Origin of the sequence: Flavobacterium sp. (genome assembly GCF_044373165.1) — a bacterium.
Lineage (GTDB): Bacteria > Bacteroidota > Bacteroidia > Flavobacteriales > Flavobacteriaceae > Flavobacterium.
The window spans coordinates 45,514-67,136 of record NZ_JBILQL010000001.1 but is presented as its reverse complement, the minus strand read 5'-3'; the positions used below and the strand labels follow the sequence as shown (position 1 = coordinate 67,136).

Genomic DNA, 21,623 nt, shown 5'->3' with positions numbered 1-21,623 from the left:
AAATTTTAGATATTAGAGATGAAACTATCTTAATGTTGCCATTTGGCATTTCAAATCTACTATCTCATTTTGTTGCTACATCCAATTGCGGTCGGATGTTTCTATTTCATACAGCCAAAGATTTACATATTCGTTTATTTTGTCGAATTGTCCCAAATGGAATGTAATATTTCCTCCGGCGGTATGCATGGTTAACGAACCTATATTAAGACTTTTGTGCCAAAATAACTGCGAAGTTGTGATGGCTTGAATCTTTTCAATTTGAATAATTTCCTGATCAACATCCCAAGCACCGCTTTGCTTGATAATGTGTTTGTCTCCCACAAACAACTTATAGTTCCTAAACCCAAAAAACAGGAGTACTGCCATCAACATAACATAAATCAGTGCCACATTCCGGTAATCTAAAACTTCCGGTAAAATAAATTCCCCAACAACATAATAAGCGGTTAAAGGTAGCATTATTATGAGGAATACTGAAAAAATGAGTCGGCGAAAATTAGGCAACATTGTCTCACCTTTTTGAGGCAATGCAGCAAATAACAACTTTAGAATTTCATCCCTTTCTATGGCGTTACAACCCGGAATTTCAATAAGTGACTTGCTGTCTTTTTTTTCATTACTGATGGCTTGACGGATTTTGATTTCGAGTACATTTAATTTCCGTTGCAAATAATTCTCAGAAACTTTAACGATTTGAACTTTTTCGGGTTTTAGGATGGTACTTTGCGTGTTAATTAAACCATAAGACAACAGTAAAGACCCTTTTTGCTTGGCAACGGTGTAATCAAAAAACTTGATCAGTGTGCGAACAACATTAATAACAAAAACGATGGTAAACATGGTCAACACAAAAATCAAAATCGAATAGAGCAAAGAATAGCCATTTACTAAGCCTTTGATGCGATCGGTGTCAACCAAATCTTCTGCACCGGCTTGGTGTAGATTTTCATATATGGTAAAGAAAAAAGTCAAAATCAAACCTATGCTTTTCACATAATTCGAGGTGAATCCGATTTTGAGTAAACTCACCAAATTGATTTTCAAAAAAGGCGCCGGTATTTCGGTTGATGGCAAATTTTGGTTTTCAGTTTCAGCAAGAACTGTATTGCCTTCGTTTTCTAACAACTTCGACTTTAACGCCAAGGCCAAAGTATGGGATACCGCTTTGATATTACCTTCTTTTTGATCACTTCCGGCGGAATCAACATCTAAGGCGTACACACCGATCAAACGTTGTATAAAATTCTGTTTGATATTTACCTGCTGAATTTTATGCAACTGTATGGTTGTTTTGGTTTTATTGATAATGCCATCGTTGATGACAAACTCATCGTTATCGGCATCAATATAAAAAGTGAAATTTCGATATTTTAAAAAAGAGTAGACTCCGAAATAAACCAATATTCCCAAGGCAATCAACACTAAAACCAAAACTGATTGATTTTCAGCTCGCAATAAAGTAATCACTATAATCGGCCAAATATTTTTCAACAAGACAAAAATCATCTCTAAAAAAATAACCAAAACTCCGACAGCAGATTGGCGTTGCGGCTGATTAAAATGTGCTTCCATTACAATTGCTTTTGAATTTTGCCCATTAACAATTGCTTGATGTTTTCGGCTTCTTCTTTGGCTATGCCCGGGATTTCTAAATCACTTGACACACCACCGGCGGTAAAGATTTCAATTTTAGCCAAACCGAAAAAGCGCGCTATCCAACCTTCGTGAAGCGCTACATGCTGCACTCTGTTGTATGGAATTACCATGGTATTGGTAGCTATAATACCACTTCTGAAAATAAGGTCATGGTTTCTGAAAGCGTAGGCTTTTTTCAGGTAAACAATTCGGGTAATCAGAAGCATTAAAACGATTAAAAATCCAAAACCACCAACGACAAACCATCGATAATCAATTAAATCTTCTACAAAAACTAAAACCAAAACCACAGCAATAGTCGATGCTAAAATCAACAATCCTCTGGCTACCAATAACTCTTTCCAATAATTCGGATGCAAAGGAGTTAATGGTACAGCTTCATATCTGGGCAATAGTGACGTATCGATTTTTTCGTTGGTAAAGTCTGTCATACACTTAAGTGATTTTGATTTTGAACACTGTTTACGGAATCCATTTATTCTTCCCGAAGTTAGGCTTTCTCTTTTCCAAAAAGGCATTTCTTCCTTCAATCGCTTCGTCTGTCATATAAGCCAAACGCGTAGCTTCTCCGGCAAATACCTGCTGACCTACCATACCATCATCGGTTAAATTCATGGCGAATTTCAGCATTTTGATAGAAGTTGGTGATTTTTCTAATATTTCCTGAGCCCATTGGTAAGCGGTAGCTTCCAGCTCATTGTGTGGAATCACGGCATTCACCATACCCATTTCAAAGGCTTCTTGTGCAGTATAATTACGTCCTAAAAAGAAAATCTCTCGGGCTTTCTTTTGCCCGACCATTTTGGCCAAGTAGGCCGAACCGTATCCACCGTCAAAACTAGTTACATCGGCATCGGTTTGTTTAAAAATTGCTTGTTCTTTGCTGGCTAAGGTCAAATCGCAAACCACATGCAAACTGTGACCACCGCCAACAGCCCAACCGGGAACAACAGCAATCACAACTTTTGGCATAAAACGAATGAGGCGTTGTACTTCTAAAATGTTCAATCTGTGGTAACCGTCTTCGCCAACATAGCCTTGATGACCGCGCGCTTTTTGATCGCCACCGCTGCAAAATGACCAAATTCCATCCTTAGTACTTGGCCCTTCTGCAGAAAGTAAAACCACTCCGATAGAAGTGTCTTCCATAGCATCATAAAAGGCATTGTAGAGTTCACTAGTGGTTTTCGGGCGGAAGGCATTGCGCACATTGGGACGATTAAAAGCTATACGAGCTACACCGTCGCATTTTTTATAAGTGATATCTTCATACTCTTTAGCAGTAACCCATTGGATTGTACTCATAACAAAACTATCTTTTTTAAAATTCTTATATTTTGGTTAAAAATAACGGTTAGCCAACGAAAACTATTATTTTAGCGTAAAAATAAATCATTTTTTGGGTTTAACCTCATCACTAAACATATTCTTATGAATAAAACTTTTATCTCTTTTTTAGTATTATTTACGACTTTAAATACTTTTTCTCAAAAGTATGATTTTCAAATAATTAAAGATATTGAAACTACTCCGGTAACTGCTCAGCAAAAAACAGGTACTTGTTGGAGTTTCTCCTCAACCTCCTTTCTAGAAGCTGAGATTATTCGAAAAACAGGTGCTTCTGTTGATTTGTCGGAAATGTATACTGTTAGAAATATTTACATGGATAAAGCCGAAAACTATGTGATGCGCCAAGGGAAAGCTCAATTTGGTGAAGGCGGACTGAATCATGATGTAATCAACAGTGTGGAAAAATATGGCGTCACCAAACAAAAAGAGTATTCCGGAAAAGCAGATCCGAATGCGCCTTACGACCATTCATTGATGCTGGCTGAATTGGAAGACATCCTAAAAAAAGTGGTTGAAATAACCCCTAAGAAATACCCGAATTGGAAAGCAGATTACAACAGTATTTTAGACAAACATATGGGTAAGATTGAGGACATTAAACCTATGAACAAAGAGAGGTTGCTACAAGAATACAAAATCAACCTCAACGATTACATTACCTTAACTTCTTTTACCCATGTTCCTTATCACACTAAATTTATTTTGAATATACCGGATAATTTTTCTAATGGTTATTTCCACAATATCACTTTAGATGAATTTGTTCAAAACATTGATAATGCATTAGATAAAGGCTATACTGTAGCACTAGATTGTGATGTAAGCGAATCTACTTTTTCAAGCAAAACAGGTATTGCAGTTGTACCGCAAAATGAAGCGGACACCGCTGCTATTGTAACAGAAATAAAACCGGAAAAAGTAATCACTGCTGAATTTCGCCAAGCTGAATTTGAAAACTATAACACTACAGACGATCACTTGATGCATATAGTGGGCAAAGCCAGAGATCAAAAAGGGAATATTTATTATAAGGTCAAAAATTCTTGGGGTAAAGAATCGGGTAAAGATGGCTATATGTTCATGAGTGTGCCCTATCTGCGCTTAAAAGCCATATCGGTTATGCTACACACAGAAGCTTTAATTACCAAAACAAAAAAAACCTTTGGTTTTTAAAAACAGTTGGTTACCCTTGCATTTTAACCAATTTTGACTGATGTCATCGTCAAAGAGCCGCCAACCGCTTTATCATTAAAAAAGTCAACGGCATCATTTTTTTGTTGTAAGCCTAAAATGTACAATAACGGATAATAATGATCCGGAGTGGGAATTGCTAACTTAGCGGCATTGCCTAATTGTTGGTAGTCAATTAAAGATTTGACATCCCCTGAAACTATTTTATCTTTAAAAACCCGATTGATATCAAGAGCCCAATCATAACCAAAATCCGGCTCATTCAGTTTATCCCAAGCCACCATTCGCAGATTATGAACCATATTGCCACTGCCAATAATTAATACTCCTTTTTTTCTTAAAGAAGCCAATTCTTTGGCAAGATTATAATGGTATTGAGAAGGTTGACTATAATCAATACTCAATTGCAACACGGGAATATCTGCTTTCGGATACATATGCCTTACCACAGTCCATGTACCGTGATCTAATCCCCAATCGTGGTCCAAACCAACAGCAGTAGAAGTAATTAATTTTGAGGTTTCTAAAGCCAATTCCGGACTTCCTTTTGCGGGATATTGTACCTCAAAAAGCTCCTTAGGAAATCCACCAAAGTCATGTATGGTTTTCGGTTTTTCCATCGCCGTTATGTCGTCCCTTTGGTTAACCAATGAGCAGAAACCACCAGCACAGCTTTAGGTCTGGGAATTTCGGCGCCAAACTTAGCCCAAGTTCTTGAAAAGACATTATCTTCTATACCATTCATAGGCGAACCGTGACCAATAAACAAAGCCGGTAATTTTACTCCGGTTTCTTTCAAGTCCTTAGACCAATCATATAAAGGGTTTAATGCCATCATTGTAGTGCCTCCTATTGCTAGTTTGATGAAATTATTTCGATTCATCTTATTAATATTTGTATATACAAATGTATAACAATAATCCTGTCAATATCCGAATTACAAAAAAATTAACAATCAATAAAAAAGTATATATTTGATTTCAAATAGGTAAAACATGCAACACTTTACTCGCCGTGAAAAATTCAAACACGTATTAGGATTTCCGGTTATCATAGCCTCTTTAGGGTACTTTGTAGATATTTATGATTTACTATTGTTTGGTATAGTACGAATACCCAGCTTAAAAGACATGGGCTTGGAAGCGGACACTGTTGGCACCATGATTCTGAATTATCAAATGGCCGGTTTGGTTTTGGGTGGCATCATTTGGGGTATTTTTGGTGATAAAAAAGGGCGGCTTTCAGTCCTTTTCGGATCGATTATAGTCTACTCTTTAGCCAACATTGCTTGTGGATTTTTACCTCAAATGGATTTTGCCGATAAAGGAATCATTTATGCTTGGCTAAGATTTATAGCCGGTGTCGGACTTGCCGGAGAATTAGGTGCCGGAATTACTTTAGTCTCCGAAACTTTACCCAAAGAACTTCGCGCTATCGGCACTTCTATCATAGCCGGTTTTGGGGTTTTAGGAGCTGTAGTAGCCCAATTCACTGTAGAGTTGGCCGGCAGTTGGACCACCGCCTATTTTATTGGTGGCGGATTAGGCTTGATGTTGTTAGTACTCAGAATCAGTGTCGCCGAAAGCGGTATGTACCAATCTGTAAAAGAAAATACCGCGGTAAAAAAAGGAGATTTTTTGGCTTTTTTCACTAACAAAACACTTTTCATTAAATACTTGAAATGCATACTGATTGGCGTTCCGATTTGGTATTGTATCGGAATTCTGGTATTCATGGCCAACCAATTCGCTCCCGAGATGGGTATCGCTTCAATTGATCCGGGAAAGGCTATCATGTGGGCATACATCACTACTTCGGTTGGTGATTTCTCCAGTGGTTTTATTTCACATGCCTTGCATTCGCGTAAAAAAACAATTTTATACATGCTGCTCTTTACCCTAATTGGCGTGGCTTTACTCCTTTTCAGTGGGATTAAAACTGAGAATATGTATTACTTCTATTGTGGATGGATTGGTTTGGGCTGCGGTTTTTGGGCTATGTTTGTCACAGTTTCGGCAGAACAATTCGGAACCAACTTGCGAAGTACTGCAACGACCAGTATTCCCAATATGGTCCGCGGAACAGTTCCAATTATGTTAGTTGGTTACGATTACTTGAAACAAAACAATTCGGTTATATTTTCTGCAGCAGTAATTGGATTGATTGCTTTCGGCTTGGGTATTTATGCCATTTTAACCATCAGTGAAACCCATAATAAACACTTGGATTTTGTGGAGTAAAATATATTTTTAACAACAATTTCTGAAACTTTAAACCATTATTCTTCAATCATCCTTTGTATCTTTGCAAGGCAAAAAAAGCGACTATGGAATCAGTAATCGAAAGCAACCAACCGATTGGCAAACCAAAATGGCTAAAAGTCAAACTACCGATCGGTCAAAAATACACCGAACTTCGGGGTTTGGTAGACAAATACAACCTAAACACTATTTGTACTTCAGGCAGTTGTCCGAATATGGGAGAATGTTGGGGTGAAGGCACTGCTACTTTCATGATTTTAGGAAACATCTGCACCCGCTCCTGTGGTTTCTGCGGAGTAAAAACCGGAAGACCGGAAACCGTAGATTGGGATGAACCTGAAAAAGTAGCCCGTTCCATTAAAATCATGAAAATCAAACATGCTGTGATTACCAGTGTTGACCGTGACGATTTGAAAGACATGGGTTCTATCATTTGGTTTGAAACGGTTCAAGCCATTCGCAGAATGAATCCGCAAACTACTTTGGAAACGCTTATTCCTGATTTCCAAGGCAATGAACGCATGATTGACCGAATTGTAGAAGCCAATCCGGAAGTTGTTTCCCACAACATGGAAACAGTACGAAGGTTAACTCGAGAAGTTAGAATACAAGCCAAATATGACCGAAGTTTAGCAGTTTTAAAATACTTAAAAGAGAAAGGCATTCGCAGAACCAAATCGGGCATCATGCTTGGCTTAGGTGAAACCGAAGAAGAAGTTATCCAAACCATGCAAGACTTACGCGATAACAACGTTGATATTGTAACTATTGGCCAATACTTGCAACCGAGTAAAAAACATTTACCGGTAAAAGAATTCATCACTCCGGAACAATTCGAAAAATATGAAAAAATCGGTAAAGCTATGGGTTTCCGTCATGTGGAAAGTGGTGCTTTAGTGCGCTCCTCTTACCATGCTGAAAAGCATATTTTGTAAAAAAAAGTAAAAACGTTTAAAAGTTTTAGGGTTTAAAGGTTTAAAATTGTTTTTATACTATTTTAAATAAAATCAAACTATCTTAAACCAAATTAAACGACTTTAAACTATATTGACTTGAAACAAAAAACGCAAATCGCCATCAATGGTTTCGGAAGAATCGGAAGAAATGTATTTCGATTACTATTGAATCATCCTACTATAGAAGTCGTTGCCATCAACGATATCGCCGACAATAAAACGATGGCACACTTAATCAAATACGACAGCATACATGGTGTTTTACCTTATCAGGTTTCCTATGATGAAAATTCGATTATAGTTGACGGTAAACATTATCCCTTTTTTCACGAGAGAGAAATTTCTAATTTGAATTGGAATGGTGTCGATATCGTAGTAGAATCAACCGGAAAATTCAAAACTTTTGCCGAAATCAACCAACACCTAAAAGCCGGAGCCCAAAAAGTCATTCTTTCCGCACCAAGCGAAGTGCCCGAAATAAAAACCGTCGTTTTAGGCGTGAATGAAAATATTCTTGATGGCACAGAACTTATCGTTTCTAATGCCAGTTGCACCACCAACAATGCGGCTCCAATGATTAAAGTCATCAACGAATTGTGCGGCATCGAACAAGCTTATATTACCACAGTTCACTCCTACACTACCGATCAAAGCTTACACGACCAACCCCATAAAGATTTGCGTCGTGCCCGCGGTGCCAGCCAATCTATCGTGCCAACAACTACGGGTGCAGCCAAAGCATTGACCAAAATATTCCCGGAAATGGAAGGGAAAATCGGTGGCAGCGGTATCCGTGTTCCCGTTCCGGATGGTTCACTCACCGATATTACTTGCTATGTTCAAAAACAAGTCACTATAGCAGAAATCAATGCCGCTTTTGAAAATGCAGCCAAAACTACGCTAAAGGGAATTCTTGCATTTACCGAAGACCCGATTGTTTCAGTTGATATTTTGGGAAATCCGAATTCTTGCCTATTTGATGCGCAACTGACCTCAGTAATTGGCAAAATGGTGAAAGTAGTAGGTTGGTATGACAATGAAATCGGTTATTCTTCCAGAATAATTGACTTAATAGTGTTGTTAAAAAAATAATTTCGCTATTTTTATAAACCTAAATCTTTCTAAACCAACAAATCATGAAATGGTTTTGGCTTTTACTATTTTGGCTAACGTTAAGTTTTGGGCAAAAAAAACCCAACACCTCAATTGATAGTACTAAGTATTATATAGATTTGGCTGTTTTTAACAGAAAAACGGATAATTACAAATCTTCTCTTGAATTTTCCCAAAAAGCAATTGACTTTGCCAATGCTAAGCGTGACAAAAAATCAGAAGCTTCAGCACAATATTCTTTGGCAACCACTTATTTTGAATTAAAAAAGTATGAAGATGCTATCATAGTTTTTCAAAAATGCATCCTTCTCTTAAGTACATTGCCTCCCACAGACCAACTAGCCATTTGCTATTATGATATGGGTATGTGTTTGATGAACTTAGATGAATTTAACAAAGCCGAAATATACTTCAACAAATCGCAAGCAGTTTATAGCCTGTTAAAAATTGACGCCACGGAACCACTGAATCTTCAAAAAGGGATTTTGTACAAAAAGCGCGGAAGAAATGATTTGGCCTCAATACTTTTTAACCAAATTGCAGCCAAACCTGACGGCAAGGATATCTATAAAATTAAAGCCGAAGCCTTATATCAATTGGGCGTTATCGAAAGCGAGCAAAACCACAACAACTTGGCGGTTAACTACCTGAATAGAGCTTTAAAACTGAATGAAAAAGACAACAATTTAGAGCAAAAAGCATCCATAGTAATAGAATTGAGCAAGTCGTATGAAAAACTTTTAGACATAAAAAAATCGCATCAGTTTCTCAAAAAACACTTGCAAATCAAAGACAGTCTTGTTCAAAACAACAGCACTAAACTATCGGGTGATGACTTCATGGACTTTAAAGAAAGTGAGCGAATAAAGACTATCGAACAAATGACAAAAGAGAGTCAAATTCAGCAAAAAACCAACAAGTTTGTCAAGCTAATCAGTATTTTAGGAATTGCTTTGATCTCTATTTTATCGCTTTTAAGTTTGTCTTTATACAAAAATAATATCATCAGAAGCAAATCCAATGAACTATTGAAGGAGAAAAACAGTGAGTTGCAAATAGCCAAAGATAAAGCGGAAAAAGCTTCTAAAGCGCGGGCTGAATTTTTGTCTACTGTTAGTCACGAATTGCGCACACCGCTCAATGCCATCAACGGAATTACCCATTTATTGATTGAAGACAATCCGAAGAAAACCCAATTGCACTATTTGAACTCCTTAAAGTTTTCCGGGAATTATCTATTGACTTTCATCAACGAAATTTTAGAAATCAACCGAATTGAATCGAGCAACATAGAAATAGAATACCTCGATTTCAATTTAAAGCAATTGTTAATCGATATTCAAAATTCGATGAATGAAATTGCAGCCAAAAACCAAAATCGGTTTTTACTCGACATAGATGACAATATTCCGGAAACCCTAATAGGTGATACCACAAAACTCTCTCAAATTTTTATCAACCTGATCAATAATGCTTTGAAGTTTACCGAAAATGGAGAAGTAAAAGTAACCGCCACTTTAATCGAAAAAGAAACCGAATATTCGAGAATTAAAATACAAGTCAGCGATACCGGTATTGGCATTCCCGAAGAGAAAAAAGAAACCATATTTGACAGTTTTTCCCAAGGCTCTATCGAAATCAACCGCAAATACGGAGGAACCGGATTGGGCTTAACCATAGTGAAAAAACTTGTTGATTTGCTTGGCGGCGAAATTTCTTTGGAAAGCGAAGTCGGTGTAGGAACTGTGTTTCAGGTAGAATTCAACCTGGCTAATAGTGGTAAAGAAAGCAAAACGAAAACGGTCGTTTTGTACTCTGAGGAGATTTTAATCGGAAAAAATGTATTGGTGATTGAAGACAACAAAATCAACCAAATGGTCACCAAAAAAATGTTAGAAAACAAAGGCATGTCGTGCAAAATAATCGATAATGGTGAGGAAGCTATTGAAGTCCTGAAAGCCCAACATAATTTTGATTTGGTATTGATGGACGTTCACTTGCCCGGCATTAACGGTACAATAGCCACGCAATACATCCGCGAATTCAACCATCATATTCCGATTATTGCCTTAACTGCTATTTCCCTGAATGAAAACAGAGAAATGTTAATGTCTTTCGGAATGACCGATGTAGTAACCAAACCTTTCGAACCGGATAACTTTTACAAAGCTATAGCAGTTTGCCTTTCAAAATCCAACTAATATTGTAAAATCAATTCTTTGATCAAGTGTCTTACATGAGGTTCTGCAGCATTCGCAGCTTTTAACACTTCTTCGTGGGTAATAGATTCCAAGTGTTCTTCACTCCCGATATCTGTGATAACCGAAATCCCGAAAGTTTCCAATTCCATATGACGCGCTACTATAACTTCGGGTACGGTAGACATCCCGACACAATCGGCCCCAACGGTTTTTACCATTTTGTATTCGTGCAAAGTTTCGAAGGTTGGTCCTTGCAATCCTAAATAAACCCCATCAAAAAGTTCAATCCCGGCTTGTTGGGCAATCGCTTTAACTTGGGCTATCATTTTCATGCTGTAAGGCTCGCTCATATTAACAAAACGAGGTCCAAAACGCGGGTCATTTTTACCGCGCAACGGATGTTCCGGCATCATGTTAATATGATCGGTTATCACTGCTATAGAGCCAACTTTATAATTAGGATTTACACCTCCGGAAGCATTAGAAACTATGAGTTTCGTAACGCCTAAATACTTCATCACGCGTACCGGAAAAGTCACTTCCTGCATAGAATAGCCTTCATAATAATGAAATCTTCCTTGCATGGCTACTACTTTTTTATCGCCTATGGTTCCGAAGACCAAAGCACCTTTGTGACCTTCTACCGTTGACACCGGGAAATTAGGAATTTCGCTGTAAGGCAACGTAAATTTGATATCAATATCATTGGTAAAACTTCCTAATCCTGAACCCAAAATCACACCGTATTCGGGCGTAAAATTGGTCTTATTTTTTATATAACTAACGGTTTCCTGTACAAGTTCCCACATAATTTAAAATGGTTTGATCAAAAGTTTTGTCGTGGTTAACCAACCGACTTTTGATGGGTAAATAATATAATTGTTTTCGTAAAATTTCAGCCTCCAAACGTACAAAATCCTTTTCGGTTGTAACAATAATTTTTTCAGCTGCTTGCTTTTTTATCGAGGCAATATCAGACTCCGTAAAAGGATGATGATCCGGATACGTGATAACCACATCATTTTCAGTTCCTAAATAATCCATAAATGGCTTTGGCTTTGCAATTCCGGCGAGCAAAACTTTAGGTTGATTTTTGATTGCTGAAACCTTTATACTTCCTGAAGCATTGTAAACCTTATCATCATAAGCCACAAAACTGAAATATATGGGTGTGTCCAATCCAATCTTCTGTCTGATATTATCTTGTGCAATTTCAGTAATATCGCTCGGACATTTAGTGATAATTATCATATCGGCTCTTTTAGCTCCGGCGCGACTTTCTCTTAGATTTCCGGTGGGCAACATAAAATCGTCACAAAACAACTCGTCATAAGTAGTCAGTAAAATATAAAATCCGGCTTTTACTTTGCGGTGTTGGTAAGCATCGTCTAATAAAATCACTTCCGGTTTGTCTTTTTGAGCCAATAACTGTGTAATTCCGTTGCACCTGTCAGCATCAACGGCGACTTGAATCTGTGGGAATTTTTTAAAATATTGATACGGTTCATCACCCAGCAATTCGGCATCAGCATTAGCGGCTGCCAATACAAAACCCTTCGATTTTCTTTTGTAACCTCTACTCAAAGTTGCTACTTTGTATTTAGGGGAAAGTAAACGCACCAAATACTCAATTTGCGGCGTTTTTCCGGTTCCGCCAACACTGAGGTTGCCAACAGCGATTATCGGAATGTCGAATGAATAAGATTTTAGTATACCTTTATCGTAAAGATAATTTCTAACCGCAGTAATTAAACCATAAAGAATGGCTATCGGAAAAAGTAATTTTCGCAATAAAATCATAGCACGAAAGTAACGATTTTTTATCTTTGAATGAAAATATTACCGTTCCAATAACTAATGAAATCACTCAACCTGCATTTTCTTTTACTATTGCTGTTTGTTATGCCGGCGTCTTTTGCACAAGAAGCAGACAATACCGCCATACTCAAAATGATCTTTACCAAATATTACAAAAACGAAAAAGTGATTGCCAAAGGCCGATTGCAGCTGTTAAACTTCTACTGTTTCAAAGCCCCAAATAATGAAGAAGTATTAGAAGTGATTAATGGAAATGATTTTCTAAAGAAAAATGCCACCGAAATCAAAAAACAAATCGTCATCGGAATTAATGAAGATTGGTCTAATGAATACAATCTGTTATTCAACAATCAAAACCAATACTTAAAAAGCAAAGTCAACGCCTGCTTATCACTGGAAGAATTCCAAAAAGTATCCAAACAATTCGGCGAAAACAACCAACGCTTACTCATCATTAACAAACCCATTTACTTTGCTAAAAACCAATTCGCATTAGTAAAGGTGGCTTTTTACCGAAGCATAGAACACAACAGTGGCCGATTTTTATTGCTGGAAAAAGTCAACGGCGAATGGGTTATTAAGGAATATTTAAACGAATGGGCAACTTGAGCAGTGTTCAGTATTCAGTAAGAAGAAGTACACAATAGATAACAGATAACAGACAACCGATAACCAAAATGAAAATAAAAGAAATTTTCCCAATACTCGAAGAAATGGCGCCATTAGCTTACGCAGAAGACTTTGATAACGTTGGATTACTGGTAGGCGATGCTAATGCCGAAGCTACCGGAATCTTAGTTTGCCACGATGCTTTGGAAAGCGTAATCGACGAGGCCATGGCCAAAAAATGCAACTTAGTGGTTTGCTTCCATCCTATTATTTTTTCGGGTTTGAAGAAAATTACCGGTAAAAATTACGTCGAACGAGCTGTGCTTAAAGCCATTAAGAACGACATTGCCATTTACGCAGTACACACAGCTTTAGACAACCACAAACACGGCGTGAACAAAATATTTTGCGATGCTTTGGGCTTGACCCAAACCAAAATACTGGTTCCTAAGAAAAATTTCATCCAAAAGTTAATCACTTATACAATTGCTGAAAACGCTGAACAATTGCGCAATGCACTATTTGATGCCGGAGCTGGAAAAATAGGCAACTATGAAGATTGCAGTTTCAGCTCTAAAGGCATCGGCACCTATATGGGCAACGAAGACAGCAATCCCGAAATAGGCGAACGCTTCGAATTCGTAGAAAATGAAGAAATTAAAATCGAAGTCACCTTCGAAAAAAATCTACAATCCAAAATCTTGAAAACACTCTTCCAAAACCACGTTTACGAAGAAATTGCTTACGAGATTTACGACCTGCAAAACCAACACCAAAACATCGGTCTCGGCATGATAGGCGAACTCGAAAAGCCCATGAACGAAACAGATTTCTTAACCTTTGTCAAAGATAAAATGCAATGCGGCGGTATTCGTCACAGCACTTTGCTTGGAAAACCAATTCAAAAAGTAGCAGTCCTTGGCGGTTCAGGAAGCTTTGCTATCAGCAATGCCAAACAAGCCGGAGCCGACATTTTTCTGACAGCCGATTTAAAGTACCACAACTTTTATGAAGCTGAAAACCAGTTGGTTTTAGCCGATATCGGACACTTTGAAAGTGAAAGATTTACAAAAAATTATATTGTTGATTTTCTTAAGAAAAAAATACTTAATTTTGCCATCATTTTTTCGGAAGAAAATACAAATCCAGTTAAGTACTTATAAAATATGGCGACTACAAAAGAACTAAGTGTTGAAGACAAATTAAGAGCAATCTATGACTTGCAAATCATAGATACCAGAATTGATGAAATCAGAAACGTTAGAGGAGAATTACCTTTAGAAGTGGAAGATTTAGAAGATGAAGTTACCGGCTTAAGCACTCGTTTAGACAAATTGAAAAGCGATTTAGTTACTATTGAAGACCAAATCAAAACCAAAAAAAGTGCCATTGAAGAACACCAAGCGGCCATCAAAAAATATACTGAACAACAAAAAAATGTTCGCAACAACAGAGAATTCAACTCTTTGACCAAAGAAGTAGAATTCCAGGAATTGGAAATCCAATTGGCCGAAAAACAAATCAAAGAATTAAAAGCTTCTATCGAGCACAAAAAAGAAGTAATTGCTTCTTCTAAAGAGCGTTTGGAGCAAAAAACCGCGCACTTAAAACACAAAAAAGCTGAATTAAACGACATTATGGCCGAAACCCAAAAAGAAGAAAACTTCTTATTGGAAAAATCAACCGAGTTTGAAAACTTAATTGAAGAGCGTTTATTGGCTGCTTACAAAAGAATCCGTTCAAGCGTTAGAAACGGTTTAGCCGTAGTATCTATCGAGCGTGGCGCTTCTGCCGGTTCTTTCTTTACCATACCACCGCAAACACAAGTGGAAATTGCAGCCCGTAAAAAAATCATCACCGATGAACATTCAGGAAGAATCTTAGTTGATGCTGCACTGGCTGAAGAAGAAAGAGAAAAAATGCAACAATTATTTGCTCACTTATAATAATTAATCCCGACTCGCTCGGGATTTTTTTATGAAGAAAATCCAATACTTTTTAATCACCAAATCGGTTGGTTTATACATCAACCTCATCAGCTATTTCCACCCGGAAAAGGCAAAGCATATCGCTTACTCCATTTTCAGCCAACCCAGAAAAGGAAAAATCAAAAACGGCAAGCTTCCCAAAACTTTACAAAACGCCAAGCAAGAAACATTGCATTACGATGGCGAAGCTTTCCAAACCTACATTTGGCAAGGTTCCGAAGATATTATCCTTTTACTACACGGCTGGGAAAGCAATGCCGCGCGATGGAAAAAATTACTCAATCATTTAAAACCTTTGGGCCAAACCATCATCGCTATCGATGCACCGGCTCATGGACAAAGCACCGGCAAAGAATTCAATGCGCCAAGATATGCCGAATTCATTCACGTTTTAGCTCAAAAATACCAACCCAAAACCCTAATCGGCCACTCCATAGGCGGTGCCGCGATTGCTTTTTACCTCAACAAATATCCCAACGACCAAATCGAAAAAATTGTGATGCTCGGCGCACCGTCCAACTTTAAAAAAATCAGTGACAATTTTATCCAACTGTTGAGTCTGAACAAAACCGTAAAAAATCGTTTGGAACAATATTACCAGCAAAAGTTCAACATCCACATAGATGACTTTGCCGGTCATTTATTTGCCCAAAATTTTCTGCAAAAAGCCATCATTGCACACGATATAAACGATCCCGTAATTCTGGTAGAAGAAGGCCGACAATATGCTTCCGCTTGGAAAAATGCGACTTATATCGAAACCCAAGGTTTAGGTCACAGCATGCACAACAAAGAACTCTACCAAAAGATTGCCCTATTTATTGCAGAAGCGTAAAGGCTTGCGCTTTCTTGTTGTCCTTGTTCCCGCTATTCGCGCTACAAGGTAGCTGCTGCTATCGGGGCTAAATAGTCATGGTCTTTTGTGTCAGTAATATTTAAATCACTGACTATCAACCCTCCAAAAGCAAACGACCGGAACTTAAACTGCTTTTTTAAGTTTTGTGCAAAAAAAGCGTCGGATAAAAACAAATATTTCCTATTTTTAACAAAATCATTCCCTTTTAATATTACAAATTATTCTCAATCATGAAGATTCTAAAAATACAAGCTTTACGCGGACCGAACATTTGGAGTGTACAACGCAAAAAATTAATCCAAATGCGTTTGGACTTAGAGGAAATGGAGCAATTTCCCACCAATAAAATAGAAGGTTTCCGCGAACGCATAGAAGCCATGTTTCCCACCATGATTGAACATCGTTGTTCGGAAGGTGTTCGCGGTGGTTTCTTTTCCCGCATCGAGCGCGGTACTTGGATGGGACATGTCATAGAACACATCGCTTTGGAAATCCAAACCCTCGCCGGTATGGAAACCGGTTTCGGTAGAACCCGCGAAACCAAAACACCCGGCGTATACAATGTAGTGTTCAGCTACACCGAAGAAAGCGTAGGGATGTTTGCCGCCGAAAGTTCGGTAGCCATAGCCGAAGCCCTTATCGCCGGCACAGACTACGATGTCGATGCCGACATCCAAAAAATGCGTGAAATCCGCGAACGCGTTCGTCTCGGCCCCTCTACCGGAAGTATCGTAGACGAAGCCGTAGCCCGAGATATTCCGTGGATTCGCTTAGGCACCAATTCTTTAGTACAATTAGGTTACGGGGTAAACCAAATGCGCTTCCAAGCCACCATCACTTGTAAAACCAGCAACATTGCGGTCGACATTGCCTGCAACAAAGAGGAAACCAAACGCATGCTCGACTTAGCCTCCATTCCGGTAGCCAGCGGTAGTATTTGTGTAGACGAAGAAGATTTGGAAAACACCATCAAGAAAATTGGGTATCCCATAGTAATCAAACCGCTCGACGGGAACCACGGCAAAGGTGCTTCCATCAACGTGGTTACTTGGGAAGATGCTGTTGCCGGTTTAGAATATGCCAAAAAATACAGCCGAAGAGTCATCGTAGAAAAATTCATCACCGGTTTCGACTTTAGGGTTTTGGTTATCGATAATAAATTGGTCGCAGCGGCCAAACGTGAACCGGCACACATAGTCGGCAACGGAAAAGACAGCATTCAAACCTTAATAGAAGAAACCAACAAAGACCCGAGACGCGGTTACGGACACGAAAATGTCCTAACTCAAATCGACGTTGACCGTGACACTTTAGACTTATTGGAAAAATTAAATTATACGGTTGATTCCGTTCCCAAAAACGGAGAAATCGTCTATTTAAAATCAACCGCCAACTTAAGCACCGGCGGAACCTCAATAGATGTAACCGACATGATGCACCCTGAAAATATTTTCCTTTGCGAAAGAATTTCAAGAGTCATCGGCTTAGACATTTGCGGGATTGATATTATGGCGGAAAACCTAACGCAACCTCTCAAAGAAAACGGCGGCTGTATCTTAGAAGTCAACGCTGCACCGGGATTCCGTATGCACTTGGCACCTAGTGAAGGTTTGCCGCGAAACGTAGCCGCACCTGTAATCGATATGTTGTATCCTCCCGGAAAACCAAGCCGCATTCCGATTATAGCCGTAACGGGAACCAATGGTAAAACCACCACTACCCGATTGTTGGCTCACATCGTTAAAAATAACGGCTACAAAGTTGGCTTTACCACTTCCGATGGGATTTACATCCAAAACCACATGATGGAAAAAGGAGACACCACCGGACCACTTTCGGCCGAGTACATCTTAAAAGATCCAACCGTAGAATTTGCTGTATTGGAAACCGCTCGCGGTGGAATATTGCGCTCTGGTTTGGGCTTCAGTCGATGCGACATTGCCATCATTACCAATATTCAAGAAGACCATTTAGGTTTAGCCGATATTCATACTTTAGATGATTTGGCTCGAGTAAAAGCAACTGTGGTTCGTTCGGTAAAAAAAGACGGTTGGGCTATTCTGAATGCCGAAGACGAACAATGTTTAAAAATTGCCAATGAATTGAGCTGTAACATTGCTTACTTCAGCATGGATGAAAACAACCCTATGGTTCAAAAATTTGCCAAAGAAGGTAAAATTGTAGCGGTTTATGAAAACGGTTACATCACCATTAAAAAAGGCGAATGGAAAATCAGAGTAGAACGCGCCACTCACGTTCCGTTAACATTAGGTGGCAAAGCCAAGTTTATGATTGCCAACGCTTTGGCTGCTACCCTAGCCAGTTATTTATGGGGATTCAAAACGGAAGACATTAGTTTGTCGTTGCAAACCTTTATCCCGAGTGCGGCGCAAACGCCGGGTCGTATGAACATATTCGACTTCAAAAAATTCAAAGTGTTGATTGATTTTGCCCACAATCCGGCAGGATATCGAGGTGTTGAAGAATATTTATCGACAGTAGAAGCGAGTAAAAAAATCGGAATCATTGCCGGTGTAGGCGATCGAAGAGATGAAGACATTAAAGAATGTGCCACTATAGCCGCTCGTATGTTTGACCACATCATCATCCGCCAGGAAAAACACTTGCGCGGCAGAACGGAAGAAGAAATCATCGGTTTGATTATGGAAGGCATCAATGCATCGGGCAGAAATGTAACCCACGAAATCATCACTAAAGAAGTAGAAGCCATCAAGCACGCCATCAATAGCGCACAAGAAGGCACTTTCATCACTGCTTTGAGTGATGTAGTAACCAATGCCATCGAAATCGTTCAAGAATATTTAGACAAGGAAAACGAGAACGGTAACCTTTAAAACATAACTTGAAAAAATCCCAAATTCCAATCGGTTTTTGGGATTTTTAAATTAAAACGCATGAACCAACTCCAACAACTTCTCGACCAAATCGAAAGTCACATTCCGCAACACGAAAAAATGAATCCTGAGGTTTCACAATCTAGTATCGGTTGGCAACTAGACCATAGCTTGTTAGTCATTAACGGTATTATTGCCCAACTAAGCCAATCCAATCCCAACCATTTCCGGTGGAGGTTTAATTTAAATCGTACCTACATTCAATGCCGAAACTCAATACCACGAGGTAAAGCCAAAGCGCCAAAACAAGTACGCCCGGCGGAAACAATCACTATTGAAGATTTACAAAATAAGTTGGCATTAGCGCAAAACAACATTATCTTGTTGGAAAGCTTGCCCAAGAACAGCTATTTCACCCATCCCTATTTTGGCGACTTGAATCTGAAAGCTACCATTTGGTTTCTGAAATTGCATACCAAACACCATTTAAAAATCGTTAACGACATCATAAACAAAGGATAATTCTGAGCTAAAGATTATCCTTTTTTTATACTTTTACAGTCAACAAAAACTTTACTTCATGAACAAAAAGATCATACTTTTCGTTAGCTTATTCGTGGCTTTTACAACCCAAGCCCAATTAAAAAAAATAACGTTAGAGGAATCGGTTTTACAACAAGGCCGTGCTTTCAGAGCGGATGGTTTAACCGGTTTTCAATGGATTCCGAATACCAATAAATACGTGTTCTACACAGATGCATGGACCAAAATGAAGTCGGCTTCCACATCCAATGACAACGCAACAGAATTGATTTCTTTGGCTGACTTGAACACGGCATTGGGCACCAAATTAAGAAACTTCTTTGGCTTACAATGGCTTGATGCTAACACTTTTATGATTGCTGACAACGGTAAATATTACAGTTACAACCTAACTACTAAAACCGGAAAACTAACACTTCAAGTTCCGGAAACCGCTGAAAACAGTACTTTCGACAACAACAAAATAAACTTGGCTTTTACCGAAGCTAACAATTTATACTTCTTAAACAGCAAGGGCGAAAAAGTAACCGTAACCAACGAAACCAACAAAGGCATCGTATCCGGACAATCTATCGCTAGAAACGAATTTGGCATTAGCAATGGTATTTTTTGGTCACCTAAAGCTTCTTATTTGGCTTTCTACCAAAAAGACGAAACCGAAGTAGCCGATTATCCGCTGTTAGACATTAATGAAACTCCGGGCAAATTGGTCAACATCAAATACCCGATGATTGGACAAAAAAGTGAAAAGCCACGCGTTGGCATTTTCAATTTGGCCACTCAAAAAACCGTTTTCATTACACCAAGAGGCAATTCAGACGACTACTTAACCAACTTGTCCTGGACACCGGATGAAAAATATGTGTTGATTGCCGAATTGAATCGCGGTCAAAACGACATGAATTTAAATGTATATGATGCCAATTCAGGCGCGTTCATCAGAACCATCTTAAACGAAAAAAATCCGCGTTGGGTAGAACCTGAACACGATGCTTTCTTCCCGAATGCCAAGTCAAATAACTTCGTTTGGTTTAGCGAAAAAGACGGTTTTCCTAATATGTATTACTACTCAATCGAAGGAAAATTAATCAAGCAATTGACCAATAACCCATTCGTAGTGCGCGCTATCATTGGCACCAACACTGCCGGTACTGAAATTTATTTCAAAGCCACCGGACCAAATCCAACCAATATGCTGGTTTACAAAGTGGATTTAAAAGGCAAACAGACCTTAATCACCAAAGACCAAGGCGTACACAATGTGATTCCGAGTGCTGATGGTAATTGGTTCTTCGATGAATTTTCAAACCACGACACCCCTTCCAAATCGTTATTGTATGACAAAAGTTTGAAAGCCAAAACGCTTTTGGTGAGCAAAAATAAATATGAAGGTTATGAAATGGGAACCGCCGAAATCAAAACCATCAAAGCTGCCGACGGTACAACCGACTTATACACGCGTTTGATTAAGCCGAGTAACTTTGACCCAACCAAAAAATATCCGGTATTAGTCTACGTTTATGGCGGACCACATGCACAAATGATTACCAATACATATCTGGACGGCGCCAATTTGTGGATGTATTGGATGGCAGAACAAGGCTATTTGGTTTTCACGGTAGACAATAGAGGTTCAGACAATAGAGGTTTTGCATTTGAAAGCATCATCCACGGAAAATTAGGAACCCACGAAATGGACGACCAATTAAAAGGTGTGGAATACCTAAAATCATTGCCTTATGTTGACGGCAATCGTTTAGCCGTTCACGGTTGGAGTTATGGTGGATTTATGACGACTTCTTTGATGTTGCGCAAAGCGGATACTTTTAAAGTAGGCGTTGCAGGCGGACCGGTAATCGACTGGAAATGGTATGAAGTGATGTATGGCGAGCGCTATATGGACACGCCGACCGAAAACCCTAAAGGATTTGAAGAAAACACCGTATACAATTACGTAAAAAACCTGAAAGGTAAATTGCTTTTAATCCACGGAACCAATGATGATGTCGTGGTGGAACAACACAATTTATCCTTAGTGAAAAAGTTCGTAGAAGCCGGAAAACAAGTTGATTATTTCCCTTATCCGATGCACAAACACAACGTAACCGGTAAAGACCGAGTGCATTTGATTCAAAAAGTACTTAACTACGTGATTGAGAATAATAAATAGTTAAAAATTCCAAATTTTAAATTCCAAATTCCAAATTGCAAATTGGCTTTTAA

The 21,623-nt window shown here is 38.7% G+C and carries 17 protein-coding genes and 1 pseudogene; 12 read left to right on the top strand and 6 right to left on the bottom strand.

The genetic code is table 11. The features are described 5' to 3' along the window. Positions 1–75: 75 nt before the first annotated feature. From ACIQ32_RS00320 to ACIQ32_RS00310, 3 genes are read right to left on the bottom strand one after another with little or no spacing between them, the layout of a single operon-like run. Positions 76–1,575 (bottom strand): PH domain-containing protein, encoded by a 1,500-nt coding sequence (locus ACIQ32_RS00320; protein ID WP_396193641.1) that lies wholly within the window; start codon positions 1,573–1,575, stop codon positions 76–78. Beyond that, the gene (locus tag ACIQ32_RS00315; protein ID WP_396193640.1) at positions 1,575–2,090 is read right to left on the bottom strand and encodes a PH domain-containing protein; all 516 of its coding nucleotides are present in this window, start codon (positions 2,088–2,090) and stop codon (positions 1,575–1,577) included. The genes ACIQ32_RS00320 and ACIQ32_RS00315 overlap by 1 nt, the downstream gene beginning before the upstream one ends. Positions 2,091–2,121: 31 nt before the next feature. Further along, positions 2,122–2,964, bottom strand: a complete 843-nt coding sequence (locus ACIQ32_RS00310; protein WP_396193639.1) for a 1,4-dihydroxy-2-naphthoyl-CoA synthase — start codon at positions 2,962–2,964, stop codon at positions 2,122–2,124. 126 nt (positions 2,965–3,090) lie between these two features. Between ACIQ32_RS00310 and ACIQ32_RS00305 the strand changes: the two genes are divergently transcribed. Next, positions 3,091–4,182 (top strand): C1 family peptidase, encoded by a 1,092-nt coding sequence (locus ACIQ32_RS00305; RefSeq protein WP_396193638.1) that lies wholly within the window; start codon positions 3,091–3,093, stop codon positions 4,180–4,182. 23 nt (positions 4,183–4,205) lie between these two features. On the opposite strand, the pseudogene ygiD reads toward ACIQ32_RS00305, so the two are convergent. After that, a pseudogene (gene ygiD / locus ACIQ32_RS00300) lies at positions 4,206–5,038 on the bottom strand (4,5-DOPA dioxygenase extradiol). Positions 5,039–5,195: 157 nt separating this feature from the next. Here ygiD and ACIQ32_RS00295 point away from each other — a divergent pair. The 4 genes from ACIQ32_RS00295 to ACIQ32_RS00280 all read left to right on the top strand — a co-directional run bounded on the left by ACIQ32_RS00295 (position 5,196) and on the right by ACIQ32_RS00280 (position 10,731). Then, the gene (locus tag ACIQ32_RS00295; RefSeq protein WP_396193637.1) at positions 5,196–6,440 is read left to right on the top strand and encodes an MFS transporter; all 1,245 of its coding nucleotides are present in this window, start codon (positions 5,196–5,198) and stop codon (positions 6,438–6,440) included. Between the two features lie 86 nt (positions 6,441–6,526). Further along, positions 6,527–7,396 (top strand): lipoyl synthase, encoded by an 870-nt coding sequence (gene lipA / locus ACIQ32_RS00290; RefSeq protein ID WP_396193636.1) that lies wholly within the window; start codon positions 6,527–6,529, stop codon positions 7,394–7,396. 117 nt (positions 7,397–7,513) lie between these two features. Further along, positions 7,514–8,509, top strand: coding sequence for a type I glyceraldehyde-3-phosphate dehydrogenase (gene gap / locus ACIQ32_RS00285; protein ID WP_396193635.1), 996 nt, complete (start codon positions 7,514–7,516; stop codon positions 8,507–8,509). A gap of 44 nt (positions 8,510–8,553) precedes the next feature. Continuing rightward, positions 8,554–10,731 (top strand): ATP-binding protein, encoded by a 2,178-nt coding sequence (locus ACIQ32_RS00280; RefSeq protein ID WP_396193634.1) that lies wholly within the window; start codon positions 8,554–8,556, stop codon positions 10,729–10,731. On the opposite strand, the gene ACIQ32_RS00275 is transcribed toward ACIQ32_RS00280, so the two are convergent. Together ACIQ32_RS00275 and lpxK are read right to left on the bottom strand one after the other, a co-directional pair. Continuing rightward, positions 10,728–11,540 (bottom strand): purine-nucleoside phosphorylase, encoded by an 813-nt coding sequence (locus ACIQ32_RS00275; protein ID WP_396193633.1) that lies wholly within the window; start codon positions 11,538–11,540, stop codon positions 10,728–10,730. The two genes, ACIQ32_RS00280 and ACIQ32_RS00275, sit on opposite strands and share 4 nt — an antisense overlap. Beyond that, entirely contained in the window at positions 11,512–12,531 is a 1,020-nt protein-coding gene (gene lpxK, locus ACIQ32_RS00270; protein ID WP_396193632.1) for a tetraacyldisaccharide 4'-kinase, read from the bottom strand. Before lpxK ends, ACIQ32_RS00275 begins: the two co-directional genes overlap by 29 nt. Positions 12,532–12,588: 57 nt before the next feature. On the opposite strand from lpxK, the gene ACIQ32_RS00265 reads away from it, so the two are divergent. The 7 genes from ACIQ32_RS00265 to ACIQ32_RS00235 all read left to right on the top strand — a co-directional run bounded on the left by ACIQ32_RS00265 (position 12,589) and on the right by ACIQ32_RS00235 (position 21,570). Beyond that, positions 12,589–13,158: a hypothetical protein gene (locus ACIQ32_RS00265; RefSeq protein WP_396193631.1), complete on the top strand. Its 570-nt coding sequence runs from the start codon at positions 12,589–12,591 to the stop codon at positions 13,156–13,158. A 68-nt stretch (positions 13,159–13,226) separates the two neighbouring features. Beyond that, positions 13,227–14,321 (top strand): Nif3-like dinuclear metal center hexameric protein, encoded by a 1,095-nt coding sequence (locus ACIQ32_RS00260; protein ID WP_396193630.1) that lies wholly within the window; start codon positions 13,227–13,229, stop codon positions 14,319–14,321. A gap of 3 nt (positions 14,322–14,324) precedes the next feature. Continuing rightward, positions 14,325–15,104, top strand: coding sequence for a zinc ribbon domain-containing protein (locus ACIQ32_RS00255; RefSeq protein ID WP_396193629.1), 780 nt, complete (start codon positions 14,325–14,327; stop codon positions 15,102–15,104). A 31-nt stretch (positions 15,105–15,135) separates the two neighbouring features. Continuing rightward, a complete protein-coding gene (locus tag ACIQ32_RS00250; RefSeq protein ID WP_396193628.1) occupies positions 15,136–15,981 on the top strand; it encodes an alpha/beta hydrolase in 846 nt (281 codons plus the stop codon). A 251-nt stretch (positions 15,982–16,232) separates the two neighbouring features. Next, the gene (gene cphA, locus ACIQ32_RS00245; RefSeq protein ID WP_396193627.1) at positions 16,233–18,857 is read left to right on the top strand and encodes a cyanophycin synthetase; all 2,625 of its coding nucleotides are present in this window, start codon (positions 16,233–16,235) and stop codon (positions 18,855–18,857) included. A 60-nt stretch (positions 18,858–18,917) separates the two neighbouring features. Continuing rightward, a complete protein-coding gene (locus tag ACIQ32_RS00240) occupies positions 18,918–19,379 on the top strand; it encodes a DinB family protein (protein ID WP_396193626.1) in 462 nt (153 codons plus the stop codon). Between the two features lie 58 nt (positions 19,380–19,437). Beyond that, positions 19,438–21,570 carry a DPP IV N-terminal domain-containing protein gene (locus ACIQ32_RS00235; RefSeq protein ID WP_396193625.1) on the top strand — a complete coding sequence of 711 codons (2,133 nt, stop codon included), beginning with the start codon at positions 19,438–19,440 and terminating at the stop codon, positions 21,568–21,570. Positions 21,571–21,623: the final 53 nt, after the last annotated feature.